Source organism: Pseudomonas sp. 01L34 (genome assembly GCF_056400265.1).
The window spans coordinates 402,387-415,041 of the sequence record NZ_JBFTSX010000006.1 but is presented as its reverse complement, the minus strand read 5'-3'; the positions used below and the strand labels follow the sequence as shown (position 1 = coordinate 415,041).

Here is a 12,655-nt window from a genome sequence, read left to right as displayed (position 1 = left end):
ACTTAACGACCGCGAACCGCTTGTTCCAGCTCAGCGAAGCTAGGACGGTGCGCCGGGTACAGAACCTTGCGACCGAACTCCACCGCCAGCGACGGCGGCATCCCGGAAGCCGAAGCCACCAGCGAAGCCTTGATGGCTTCGTAGGTGTTCAGTTCTTCCTTGGCATCGTGAGCCAGGGAGTGGGCCAGCGGACCAAAGAAACCGTAGGCCGCGAGAATACCGAAGAAGGTACCGACCAGTGCCGCACCCACGTGCAGACCGATGGACTTCTGGTCGCCTTCGCCCAGGGATGCCATGGTCACCACGATCCCCAATACCGCCGCGACGATACCGAAACCGGGCATGGCGTCGGCGATGCCGTTCACCGCGTGGGACGGGTGCTCGAGGTCTTCCTTGAGGCTGTAGAGTTCCATGTCGAACAGGCCTTCCAGCTCATGGGGGGCCATGTTGCCGGAGGACATGATGCGCAGGTAATCGCAGATGAACGCGGTCATGCGTTCGTCTTTGAGCACCGCCGGGTACTTGGCGAAGATCGGGCTCGCGGCGGCATCTTCGATGTCGCCTTCGATCGCCATCATGCCTTCGCGACGGCTCTTGTTGAGGATCTCGTAAATCAGCCCCAGCACTTCCAGGTAGAAAGTGTGGTTGAAACGCGAGCTGAACATGCCCAAGGACTTCTTGAGCACGTGCATTGTCATGTGGCCGGGGTTGGCCTGCAGGAAGGCGCCAAGGGCCGCGCCACCGATAATCATCACCTCGAAAGGCTGGATGAGAGCGGCAATCTTGCCGTGGGAAAGCACGTATCCGCCGAGCACGCTCGCGAATACGACGATGATGCCGATAATTTTAGCCATAGGTAGGAGAGCACTTACTGAGTCGGGTTCAAGGTCATATTCGGAAGTTAAAAAATCTCTTCTTCTACTTATCGGCAAAACTGCGCCAGACTATAGCCAGTTAAGGCGAAAAGCTAATTTGACCCGTTCAGGGCATAGGTAAAGCAGACGATGATCGCGTCCAGACATGGCTAACGAAACGAACGTCCCAACGCCAAAACCAACCACGCTTGAAAGCTGGGTCAAGCTTCTCGATGGCGTACGCCTGCCGGTTCCGCAAGCCAGCCACGACCGGGTCTGCAAAGCGATTCGCGATAACCGCAGCTCGCTGCGCGACATCGCCGACTTGATGCAGGAAAGCCCGGCCCTGGCCTTGAGCGTGATTCGCGAAGCCAACCGTCACACCCATGGCAGCATGACCGAGCCTGCTGAAAACCTTGAGGTGGCGATCAATCGCCTCGGTTTGAAACGCACCGAAGAACTGCTCGACCGCCTGCCCGCCGAACCCCAATTGCAAATCCCCGTCGCCCTGCGCCAGCTTCAACTAATCAGCCAGCACGCCACTCAACAGGCCAACGGCTTTTTCGCCAGTCGCCTGGCGCGACTGTGGCAGGACATCCACTGGGGCAGCCTGCTGTTTCTTTCGCCACTCTGGCCCATGGCGCTGACCCACCCGCAGTTGCTTGAAGAATGGGAGCTGCGGGTCATCCATAAAGGCGAGTCGGCACGCAAAGTCGAAAAGCAATTGTTCGGCGTGCGCCTGCTGGACATCTGTCTGGCACTGGTGGACGTCTGGCGCCTGCCGATCTGGGTACAGCAAGGTTATCGGCTGCTGCGCAGCGAACAACGTGAGCTGGTGAAAGTCCTGCGCATCGCGCGCGACAGCGATCACCCGTTGCGCCAACAGAACCGCCTGGATGACGACCCGACGTTGCGCCGCTGGCTCAATCAGCCTGCCAATACCGTGCTGCTGGCCAACGGTCTGGCGTTGGCGGCACAACAGGCCTGGGACAGCCCCCACTGCGAGCGCTGGCAGTACCTGACCAGTCTTTACCTGCAAATGCCGATGGATGAGGTGCAACAACAATTGCACCAGCAGGCCGCCAACAGCGCTCGTCAACACGCCATGCCGGACCTCTGGCACGCGGCCGAATCGCTGATCTGGCCACCGGGTGCGCACCGCGTGCATGCCGGTTTGTTGCCCGCACCGGCACCGACCACCGAAGACCTGGCGAAGTGGCGCAAGCAATGCGCCGAATTGCTGGTGGAGCCGAGCCGCTTTACCAATGCCATGCACTTGACCACATCGGCCCGGGACGCCCTGGTGGCGTGTGGCATGCGCCGGGTGATGATTCTGATGGCCAATCGCACGCACGCCAATTTGCGTGTGCACCAGACCGCCGGGCTGCCCAAGGAAGTGGCCGGCCTGAACCTGGTGGTCAGTCAGAGCACCGTGCTGCAACGCCTGCTCGCGCAACAGGCCCAGGTGCGCCTGACGCCGGCCAACAACGCACAATTCTCGGCCCTGCTGCCAGCCAGCCTGCGCTCACAGTTCAGCGGCGAACACCTGCTGCTGCGCTCACTGGTCAACAACGGCCGGGTGATCATGATCGTGGTAGCGGATCAGGGCGGCGGACCGTTCTCGGAAATCACCGTGCAAGCGTTCGGCAAAACCGCTCAATGCATCGAAAAGGCCCTGCACAGCTTTAGCCACCGCTAGGGCCTGTTATCAGTTATTTCCTGCCCCAAAATAACTGATAACAGGCCCTCATGACGCTGCGCTACAATCCTCCCCTTTGTGCTCTGGAGACCTCACATGTCTGACTTCTCTGGCTTGGCGCTGGTGATCGAACCGAGCGACCTGCTCCCGCGTCTCGACTCCCGCGAACTGATTCTGGTGGACCTGACCAGCAGCGCCCGCTATGCCGAAGGGCATATCCCCGGTGCACGCTTTGTCGATCCAAAACGCACTCAACTGGGTCAGGCGCCTGCGCCGGGCCTGTTGCCGACCCACGCCGCGCTTGAAGCATTGTTCGGCGAACTGGGGCACAACCCCGATGCAGTCTATGTCGTCTATGACGACGAAGGCGGCGGTTGGGCCGGGCGCTTTATCTGGCTGCTGGATGTCATCGGCCACAGCAAATATCACTATGTCGACGGCGGCCTGCCGGCCTGGCTGGCGGAAGGCTTGCCCATGTCGATCCAGATCCCGCCGGCAGTCGGCGGCCCGGTCGCCCTGACCCTGCACGACGAACCTGTCGCCACCCGCGAATACCTGCAAAGCCGCCTCGGCGCCGCTGACCTGGCGATCTGGGACGCACGCGGCCCGCTGGAATACTCCGGCGAGAAAGTGCTGGCGGCCAAGGGCGGGCACATTCCCGGCGCGGTCAATTTCGAGTGGACCGCTGGCATGGATCAGGCGCGCAACCTGCGTATCCGCACCGACATGCCGAAAATCCTGGAACAACTCGGCATTACCAAAGACAAAGAAGTCATTACCCACTGCCAGACACACCATCGTTCTGGCTTCACCTATCTGGTGGCCAAGGCGCTCGGTTATCCGCGGGTCAAAGGCTACGCCGGCTCCTGGGGCGAATGGGGCAACCACCCTGACACGCCCGTAGAGATTTAAGTTTTTCAAGGACAGTTAATGAATAAGCGTTTGTTTATCCTCAGCCAATACCTGCTGCCCCATCACTTGCTCTCGCGACTGGCCGGCTGCATTGCCGAATGCCGCGTGCGCTGGTTCAAGAATGCCTTTACTGCCTGGTTCGCCAAGCGTTATCAAGTGGACATGTCCCAGGCGCTGGTCGAAGACCTGACCGCTTACGAGCACTTCAATGCGTTCTTCACCCGCGCCTTGAAAGACGGCGCTCGCCCGCTGGATCAAACCCCGGGCGCGATCCTCAGCCCGGCCGACGGTGCCGTCAGCCAGCTCGGCCCGATCGAACACGGTCGCGTTTTCCAGGCCAAGGGCCACAGCTTCAGCGTGCTGGAACTGCTGGGTGGCGACGCAGCCAACGCAGCGCCCTTCATGGGCGGCGATTTCGCCACCATTTACCTGTCGCCGAAAGACTATCACCGTGTGCACATGCCGCTGGCCGGCACCCTGCGCGAGATGGTCTACATCCCCGGCCGCATCTTCTCGGTCAACCAGACCACCGCTGAAAACGTTCCGGAACTGTTCGCCCGCAACGAGCGTGTAGCGTGCATTTTCGACACTGAACGCGGCCCGATGGCCGTGGTACTGGTGGGCGCGATGATTGTGGCGTCGATCGAAACCGTTTGGGCTGGCTTGGTCACACCGCCAAAACGCGAGCTGAAAACCTTCCGCTACGACGAAGCGGCCCGTGCGCCGATTCACTTGGAAAAAGGTGCGGAACTGGGTCGTTTCAAGCTCGGTTCTACGGCGGTCGTGCTGTTCGGGCCGGATCAAGTGAAATGGGCTGAAGGGCTGGGCGCCCTTTCGCCAGTGCAGATGGGCCAGGGCATCGGCCTGCCAACCGCCTGATCCCTCGATCCGATCCCACGAACGCCTTTCGTGGGATCGGACATTTCCTCCCGCTGCGCCCCCTCCTCCAGCGTTCATAGCTGCTACAGTCAAAGTCATTCGTTGCCCATTTCACGGTCGGAGTTTGTCCACGGCATGAATGAGACCAATCCTGTCCTGCTGCTACGCGCACCGATCCCGACGCAGTCGCGCCTGTCTTTCTGCGAAGCCACGCCACGCGACCTCAAGCGCTGGATCGCCAACCTGCCCAAAGCCAACATCGGTGAAACCGCTCGCCAGTTGTATCAAGGCCTGAGCGAACTCAACCAGTTGCTCACACCCAGCGACAATCGCCTGCAATTGCTCGAATTGCTGCGGCCCGAGGTGTATTACGTCTGCAAGCACCTGGAGCGGCATTTCCTGCATCAGGCCATTGTGCTCGACGAGCGTTCGCGCAAAATCGCCAACCTTTGCCAGGCGCTGCAGAGCCACTTGGCGATCGGCTACAAGCAGATCGTCGTCCGCATCGCACCGCGCTTCAGTAAAGACCGTGCGCCGCTGCTGACCCAGTCATTGCAACGTGCCGTTCATTGCTTGAACGGTACTTTGATCCGCGCAACTGAGCTCTATTGCCCGGCGCCCGAAGGGCTGTGGCTGGAACTGCATCAGCTGTACCGGATCGGCTGCGAACATCAGCTGCAACATCAGAGCGTGCGCGATGAACTGGCCAGCCAGACGCAAAGCCTGAGTATCGAGCAGACCTACGTCGTCGCCCTCCTGCTGGGCGCTTCACGCTGCAATCAACTGCGCCAGAACCAGATCGCCCGGCTCGCCGAGGTGCTGGAACCCTGGAGCCAATGGATCAAACTGCAACCAGCCAAACCGGACAGCGGGCTGTTTGCCGTCGCCTCGGACCTCGACAGCGGCCCGCGTTATCGCACCAAGTTCCCGGCCGAACAACAGGAGCGCTTGTTGGGGATCGACCCGCAGCCCCTGGTCGCCGCCATCGAAACCCATCTGCAACAATCGGCCGACAAGGCATCGCCGCTGCCGGTTCCGATGGGCCTCAATCTGGATACGCTGCAACACCTGCATGCCGCCTGGGGGCAGGCCTCCGAGCGCGGCTTCCAGCGCACCGTCGGCCACGGCACGTTGACCCTGTGCGTGGGCATGAGCGCCCTGCACTTTTATCTCGGTGGCAAACGCCCGTTCAACGACATCCTGAAAAAACCCGGCGCCCGTCCCGCGCAGTTCTCGGCAACCGAGCCGACAGGACGCGCCAAGGACCAATGGAAACAGGCCTTCGACGCCGCCCCCCATGGCACGGCAGACACGCTGCTGCCCTACGAAGAGATCGAATATCCACACCTTCAGAAACATGACAACCACGAGGCGTCCGGCCAACAGCATTTCCCGACCTACGCGCTACCGGTGATCAATCACAGCCCTGGCGGTTATTGCCTGGCCTGGCCCGGCGCAGTGCCTGCCGAACTGCAGGCTGGCGAAATGGTCGGTATCGAGGATACGGCCGGTCAAGGCTGGAGCGTTGCCGTGGTGCGCTGGATCCGCCAGGTACGGGGCGGTGGCACGCAGATGGGTATCGAGCAGGTTGCGCCTTACGCCGAGCCCTGCGGCCTGCAACTGATTCGCTCCGACGACGAACACAGCCAGTACTTGCGCGGGCTGTTACTGCCCGCCATCAGCGCCATCGACCTGCCGGCCACCCTGCTCACCCCGCGCCTGCCGTTCCAGGAAGGGAATAAGGTGCTGATCAACACCAATGGCCAGGAACGCCCGGCCGAGCTGGAGCGACGGATGACGAGCACCAACAGCTTCAATCAGTTTGCCTACCGCTCCCTGGAGGTAGCCAGAAACGAAAACGCCGCGGAAGGCGGCGTGATCGGGGTAGCGCAAGAGTTTGATTCGTTGTGGAAGTCGCTATAACGGCGAGTCCCAGAGGGTGCCCCTATCGCGAGCAGGCTCGCGATGGGGCTCGCCCGGACGGTCGAAAACTCAGAGCTGCCCGTCGCGATCCCGGAAACCCAGCAGATACAGCACGCCATCCAGCCCAAGGGTGGAAATCGCCTGCTTCGCCGATTGTTTGACCAATGGTTTGGCGCGGAACGCTACGCCCAGCCCGGCAATCGCCAGCATCGGCAGGTCGTTGGCACCGTCACCGACGGCAATAGTCTGCTCCAGACGCAAACCTTCTTTATGCGCCAGCTCACGCAGCAAATCCGCCTTGCGCTGTGCATCGACAATCGGCTCGACCGCCACGCCGGTGACCTTGCCATCGACCACTTCCAGTTCGTTGGCGAACACATAGTCGATGCCCAGCTTGGCCTGCAGTTGCTTGGCGAAGTAGGTGAAGCCGCCCGACAGAATCGCGGTCTTGTAGCCCAGGCGCTTGAGTTCGGCGAACAGGGTTTCGGCGCCTTCGGTCAGGCGCAGGGAAGCACCGATGGAGTCCAGCACGCTGACGTCCAGCCCTTGCAGCAAGGCCAGGCGCTCCTTGAAGCTGGCGCGGAAGTCCAGCTCGCCGGCCATCGCCCGCTCAGTAATCGCGGACACCTGGTCGCCAACGCCGGCGGCCTTGGCCAGTTCGTCGATGACCTCGGCTTCAATCAGCGTCGAGTCCATGTCGAACACCGCCAGACGACGGTTACGGCGGAACAGCGAATCTTCCTGGAAGGCGATGTCGACGTTCAGCTCTTGCGCAACGCTGAGGAATTCAGCCCGCAGCGCTTGCGGGTCAGCCGCTTCGCCACGCACGGAAAACTCGATGCAACCCTTGCCCTTGTCGGCCGGGGTGTCCAGCGGCATGCGGCCGGACAGACGGTCGATATGGTCGATGTTCAGACCGTATTTGGCGGTGATCGAACTCACACGCTGCAATTGCTCGGCGGTCACTTTGCGGGTCAACAGGGTGACGATGTGGCGTTTCTTGCCCTGGTTGCCGACCCACTGCTGGTAATCCTCTTCGGACACCGGCGTGAAACGCACTTGTTGCTCAAGCTCATAGCCTTTGAACAGGATGTCTTTGAGCACCGAGTTGCCTTGCTCGGTGTCAGGAATTTCAACCAGGATGCCGAACGACAGGGTGTCGTGGATCACCGCCTGACCGATGTCGAGAATGTTCACACCACCCTGGGCCAGAACGCCGGTTATGGCCGCAGTCAGACCCGGACGGTCGACTCCCGTGATGTTTATCAGGACGATTTCGCGCAAGGCGCACCCCCGCAGGTGGAAAAAAACCGCATTCTACCCATTTTCAGTGACCATCGGGCACCGCGAGCGCTTTGACGGCCTAGGGCCTGTCGCTATACTGCGCGTCAACTTCACGGACAAAGAGCCGAGCTCAAGTGAACCGGCCCACGCCAGTAAAAACCGATAACTTCTTTCTGCTGATCTTCCGGGCACTGCGTCATCGCCGTGTACCGATCGCATTACGCATTGCCAGCCATAACGTGATCCTGGTCGCTCTGGCCCTGGTGATCTATGCCTGTGTGATGGGTTTGCAGTTCAAGCAGGCCATGCACGAGCAGGCGGATGCCCTGGGCGAAAGCCTGACTACCCAGACGGCTACGTCGGCCACGGAGCTGTTGGTGTCCAACGACATCCTCAGCCTGAATGTGCTGCTCAACAACCTGACCAAGAACAAGCTGGTGGCCCACGCTGCCATCTACAGCGTGGATAACCGCATCCTCGCCGAAGCCGGTCAGCGTCCCAAGCACGGCCTGCTGGGCGAAGCCGAAGGCATGTACCAGAGCAAGATCACCTTCCAGGACGTGACCGCCGGGCAACTGCGCATCAGCCTGGACATGGATCAGTTCCAGCAGCCGATGACCATCAGCCTGCAAAGCATGGGCATTCTGAGCGCGATTCTGCTGGCGCTGTCCCTGGCCTTGAGCCTGCGCCTGGGCCGCAATATCTCCACGCCGCTGCTGCAGCTGAGGGTGTGGCTGCGCAATATCGACGAATACACCCCGGCCACCGAGCGTCAGGATGAAGTCGGCGATCTGGCTCGTCAGCTGCACGCCAATTTCGCGCCGGAGCCGGCCGAACCGGAGCCCGTTCCAGAGCCCGAGTTCGACGACAGCGATGACGACGAAGAGGCCGATCCGGCCTTCGAAGTTCGCAACCTGCGTGATCCGAGCTTCGATGAAACCCGACCGGTGGCAGGTCTCAAGCCTGCGCCGCGGCGCATTGTCAGCACGGTCGAAGACGACGAGGACGACGAGGATCCGTTTGCCGATCTGCGTGACGACTCGACAGACAGTGCGCCGAAATCCGTCGCAAAGCCGCAGGTATCGAACGTACCTCAACACAGCGCGGTACTGGCGGTACAACTGGGCGCACAGGATCAACTGCGTCGCCTGCCCCGCGCACGTCTGGAAGAGCTGCTCAAACGCTACCGCGATTGCCTCGATCAGGCGGCGTCGCTCTACCAGAGCGAACTGCACACCCTGAACGATGGCAGCACGCTGATGCTGTTCCATACCGAAGACAGCGGCGATGACTACCTGACCAACGCCATCTGCTGCGGTGAGTTGCTGCGCGCCCTGGGCCATCAATTGCAGATCGAAGTCGCCGACAGCGGCATCACCCTGCAATTGCAGTTGGGCCTGACACTGGGCGACGAACTGTTCGGCTTGAGCCAGATCGACCTGCTGCTGACCGAAACCGCTCAGGATGCGCTGGCCCTGTCGCAACACAGCCGCAACCTGCTGCTGGTGGAGCGCAAGATCAGCGACGACGCGCTGATTCGCCAGCGTGCGCGGATCCGCCCGATTGCAAGCCCTGAGGGGGCGTGCTGCGTAGAACGCCTGATGGAGCCTTATCCGTCGATGCTGGAGCGGCAACTGGCGCGGATGCACGAACGCCGGGCATAACCCGTAACCTTGTGCCCGCTATAGAGAAGCCCGGAGATGAGTGATCGTCTGCGGGCTTTTTGTTGTCCCTTAACTCTTGTAGCAGCTGCCGAGCCTGCGAGGCTGCGTTCGGCTGCGCAGCAGTCGTAAAATCAGACGATGGGTACGGTCAGGCAAAACGCGCCAACAGGGTCTGCGAGGACTTCGTCCTCGAACGCAGCCTCGCAGGCTCGGCAGCTGCTACGACCAACCGCAGAAACAACAAAGCCCGCACGATGGCGGGCTTTGCTTTGGATCAATCCAGGCTCAGAACCTGAACACTTCCATATCCGTACGAATCGGCGAGGCCATCGGGATCTTTGGCTGTTTCTCCGGCTCTGCTGCCGGTGCTGCCGGTTTGGCAGCCGGTTTGCGCGGCGCTTCAGCGATCGGTGGCTGGTTGGCCAGTGGCTTGAGCGCTGTGGACAGTTGCTCGGCCAGACGCTGCAGCAACACACCCTGGGCCTGAACCTGAGACGCCGTGCCGCCGGAGTGCTGCTCCTGCAGATGAACGATACGGTTATCACGCACCTGACCACGACGATCGATCAGGCGCCATTGCGCGTCCAGGATCGCCGGTTGCGACACACCCGAGTCCAGACGGGTGATGGTCAGCAGAACCTGAACATCCGGCGTGAAGCCCACTGTCGCAGGTGCCAGGACAACGCGCTGGCTGTCCAGATGACCAGCGACCTGACGCAGCAACAGCTGATCGATGTCCGACGACAGGCTGCCCGCCCAACGACCGTCGGCCGATGCTTGAAGGCTGCCATCCGGCTGACGCTGCAACAAGGTTTCGCGTTGCAGGTAATCAGCAACCGTTACCGGGCCCAACAATACCGCCATGCCCGCGCTTTGCGCAGGCTGAGCCGGACTTCCGCTGTCCAGCTGATACAGCGACACCGGCTGGTGCACGCTGCAACCCGCCAGGCCAAGAACGCCAGCGAGCATCAAAATAAAAGGAAGGCGCAGAGCAGTCATCGTCCCATCCAGGTGGCTGCCACAAGGCTCACCACAGTGAAAATACTCAAAAAATATGAAGAACACTCGGCTACGCCGGCGCTTGAAAGGCCATATCATCCGTGAATATGCGTTCCGACTCCAGCGCCAAAGCGTCGATCTACGCGTCAAATCGTAGATCGAGCGCTCTAGGACGCTTAATTGAGGTTTTCGACGAACAGCGCATCCACCCTCTGGAAGCCCCGTGGCAGTTTGTTACCGCGACGCCCACGCTCACCTTTATAGTGTTCAAGGTCGTCCGCCTTCAGTGACAAGGTACGTTTGCCGGCCTGCAGCACCAAAGTGGCGCCCTCCGGCAAAACAGCGATGTCCGTGACATATTCTTCGCGACTGGCAACACGCTCACCGGGAATCCCGATGATCTTATTCCCTTTACCTTTACCTAATTGTGGCAGATCGCTGATTTTGAAGATCAGCAGGCGACCCTCGGTGGTCACCGAGGCCAGCCAGTTGTGTTCACGGTCGGCCACTGGACGCGGCAGGATGACCTTGGCGTTGTTCGGCAGGCTCAACAGGGCCTTGCCCGCCTTGTTCTTGGCTTGCAGGTCTTCGCCCTTGACCACGAAACCGTAACCGGCGTCGGATGCGATCACGTACAGCGCATCGTCTTCAGGCATCAGCACGCATTCGAAGCTCGCCCCTGGTGGCGGCGTCAGACGGCCGGTCAGCGGTTCACCCTGACCACGGGCCGACGGCAGTGTGTGGGATGCAACCGAATAACTGCGGCCGGTGGAGTCGATAAACACCGCAAACTGGTTGGAACGCCCGGCCGCCGAGGTCTTGAAGCCATCCCCGGCCTTGTAGGACAGCCCGGTAGCATCGATGTCGTGACCTTTGGCGGAGCGAACCCAGCCTTTTTCCGACAACACGACCGTCACTTTCTCGTTCGGCAGCAGATCGTGCTCGGTCATCGCCTTGGCTTCGGCGCGCTCGACGATTGGCGAACGACGGTCGTCGCCATAGGTTTCGGCGTCTTTGATCAGCTCGCTGCGTACCAGCTTCTTCAGCTTGGCTTCGCTGCCCAGCAGGGCTTGCAGCTTGGCCTGCTCCTTGAGCAGTTCGTCCTGCTCGGCACGCAGCTTCATTTCTTCCAGTCGCGCCAACTGACGCAAACGGGTGTCGAGAATGTAATCGGCCTGGATCTCGCTCAGGGCGAAACGCTCGATCAGACTGGCCTTCGGATGCTCCTCGGTACGGATGATGTGGATCACTTCATCCAGGTTGAGGTAGGCAATCAGCAAGCCGTCCAACAGGTGCAGGCGACGCTCGACCTTGTCCAGACGGAATTGCAGGCGTCGACGCACGGTCCGCACGCGGAATTCCAGCCATTCCACCAGCAATGCACGCAGGTTCTTGAGCTGCGGCTTGCCGTCGAGGCCAATGATATTGATGTTGACCCGGTAGCTGGATTCCAGCTCGGTGGTCGCGAACAGGTGCTGCATCAGCGCTTCGTGATCGACCCGGCTGTTGACCGGAATAATCACGATGCGGCAAGGGTTCTCGTGGTCCGACTCGTCGCGCAAGTCCGCGATCTGCGGGGCTTTCGACGGTTTGGCCTGCATCATCGCGGCAATCTGCTCCAGCACTTTGGCACCAGAGACCTGGTGCGGCAGCGCCGTCACGACGATGTCGCCGTCTTCGACGTGGTAAACAGCGCGCATGCGCACCGAACCGCGACCGGTTTCATAGATTTTCAGCAGGTCGGCGCGCGGCGTGATGATTTCCGCTTCGGTCGGATAATCCGGCCCCTGAATGTGTTCGCAGAGCTGCTCGACCGTGGCTTTCGGTTCATCCAGCAAGCGCACGCAAGCGGTCGCGACTTCGCGCAGGTTATGCGGCGGGACGTCGGTGGCCATGCCCACGGCGATACCGGTGGTGCCGTTGAGCAGGATGTTCGGCAAACGGGCCGGCAACACCAGAGGTTCTTCCAGGGTGCCGTCGAAGTTCGGGCCCCAGTCCGCCGTGCCCTGGCCCAGTTCGCTGAGCAGCACTTCGGAATAACGCGACAGCCGCGCTTCGGTGTAACGCATGGCCGCGAAGGACTTGGGATCATCCGGCGCACCCCAGTTACCCTGGCCGTCGACCAGCGTGTAGCGGTAGCTGAACGGCTGGGCCATCAGCACCATGGCTTCGTAGCACGCCGAGTCGCCGTGGGGGTGGAATTTACCGAGCACGTCACCGACGGTACGCGCCGACTTCTTGTGCTTGGAATCGGCGTCCAGCCCCAACTCGCTCATCGCATAGACGATGCGTCGCTGTACCGGTTTCAGGCCGTCGCCGATATGCGGCAAGGCACGGTCCATGATCACGTACATGGAGTAGTTGAGGTAGGCATTTTCGGTGAAGTCAGCCAGTGACCGGCGTTCTACACCGTCCAGGCTGAGATCAAGGGAGTCGCTCAT

At 61.1% G+C, this 12,655-nt stretch carries 9 protein-coding genes; 5 read left to right on the top strand and 4 right to left on the bottom strand.

All coding sequences use genetic code 11. From position 1 onward, the window contains the following. Positions 1 to 2: 2 nt before the first annotated feature. Positions 3 to 854, bottom strand: coding sequence for a flagellar motor stator protein MotA (gene motA / locus AC1DQM_RS20845; protein ID WP_018928515.1), 852 nt, complete (start codon positions 852 to 854; stop codon positions 3 to 5). A gap of 166 nt (positions 855 to 1,020) precedes the next feature. Here motA and AC1DQM_RS20840 point away from each other — a divergent pair, with 166 nt between their 5' ends. From AC1DQM_RS20840 to AC1DQM_RS20825, 4 genes are all read left to right on the top strand, one after another. Then, positions 1,021 to 2,553 carry an HDOD domain-containing protein gene (locus AC1DQM_RS20840; RefSeq protein ID WP_477746780.1) on the top strand — a complete coding sequence of 511 codons (1,533 nt, stop codon included), beginning with the start codon at positions 1,021 to 1,023 and terminating at the stop codon, positions 2,551 to 2,553. Between the two features lie 96 nt (positions 2,554 to 2,649). After that, on the top strand, positions 2,650 to 3,465 hold the full coding sequence (gene rhdA / locus AC1DQM_RS20835) for a thiosulfate sulfurtransferase (protein ID WP_007939613.1): 816 nt from the start codon (positions 2,650 to 2,652) through the stop codon (positions 3,463 to 3,465). An 18-nt stretch (positions 3,466 to 3,483) separates the two neighbouring features. Continuing rightward, complete coding sequence (gene asd, locus AC1DQM_RS20830) at positions 3,484 to 4,344, top strand: archaetidylserine decarboxylase (RefSeq protein WP_007939614.1); 861 nt, start codon at positions 3,484 to 3,486, stop codon at positions 4,342 to 4,344. A 135-nt stretch (positions 4,345 to 4,479) separates the two neighbouring features. Next, a complete protein-coding gene (locus AC1DQM_RS20825; RefSeq protein ID WP_477746779.1) occupies positions 4,480 to 6,267 on the top strand; it encodes a molecular chaperone in 1,788 nt (595 codons plus the stop codon). 69 nt (positions 6,268 to 6,336) lie between these two features. Here the strand turns inward: AC1DQM_RS20825 and serB are convergent, their stop codons facing one another. Next, entirely contained in the window at positions 6,337 to 7,551 is a 1,215-nt protein-coding gene (gene serB, locus AC1DQM_RS20820) for a phosphoserine phosphatase SerB (RefSeq protein ID WP_007939616.1), read from the bottom strand. A 134-nt stretch (positions 7,552 to 7,685) separates the two neighbouring features. Here serB and AC1DQM_RS20815 point away from each other — a divergent pair, with 134 nt between their 5' ends. Continuing rightward, positions 7,686 to 9,215 (top strand): AhpA/YtjB family protein, encoded by a 1,530-nt coding sequence (locus AC1DQM_RS20815; protein WP_111453894.1) that lies wholly within the window; start codon positions 7,686 to 7,688, stop codon positions 9,213 to 9,215. A gap of 285 nt (positions 9,216 to 9,500) precedes the next feature. On the opposite strand, the gene AC1DQM_RS20810 is transcribed toward AC1DQM_RS20815, so the two are convergent. After that, positions 9,501 to 10,214 carry a PqiC family protein gene (locus tag AC1DQM_RS20810; RefSeq protein ID WP_018928520.1) on the bottom strand — a complete coding sequence of 238 codons (714 nt, stop codon included), beginning with the start codon at positions 10,212 to 10,214 and terminating at the stop codon, positions 9,501 to 9,503. Positions 10,215 to 10,390: 176 nt separating this feature from the next. Next, the gene (gene parC / locus AC1DQM_RS20805) at positions 10,391 to 12,655 is read right to left on the bottom strand and encodes a DNA topoisomerase IV subunit A (protein WP_064616004.1); all 2,265 of its coding nucleotides are present in this window, start codon (positions 12,653 to 12,655) and stop codon (positions 10,391 to 10,393) included.

Bases quoted from the DNA above. Each gene is read 5' to 3' on its own strand.
- motA (WP_018928515.1), bottom strand. From the start codon at position 854: ATGGCTAAAATTATCGGCATCATCGTCGTATTCGCGAGCGTGCTCGGC.
- AC1DQM_RS20840 (WP_477746780.1), top strand. From the start codon at position 1,021: ATGGCTAACGAAACGAACGTCCCAACGCCAAAACCAACCACGCTTGAA.
- rhdA (WP_007939613.1), top strand. From the start codon at position 2,650: ATGTCTGACTTCTCTGGCTTGGCGCTGGTGATCGAACCGAGCGACCTG.
- asd (WP_007939614.1), top strand. From the start codon at position 3,484: ATGAATAAGCGTTTGTTTATCCTCAGCCAATACCTGCTGCCCCATCAC.
- AC1DQM_RS20825 (WP_477746779.1), top strand. From the start codon at position 4,480: ATGAATGAGACCAATCCTGTCCTGCTGCTACGCGCACCGATCCCGACG.
- AC1DQM_RS20810 (WP_018928520.1), bottom strand. From the start codon at position 10,214: ATGACTGCTCTGCGCCTTCCTTTTATTTTGATGCTCGCTGGCGTTCTT.
- parC (WP_064616004.1), bottom strand. From the start codon at position 12,655: ATGAGCGACTCCCTTGATCTCAGCCTGGACGGTGTAGAACGCCGGTCA.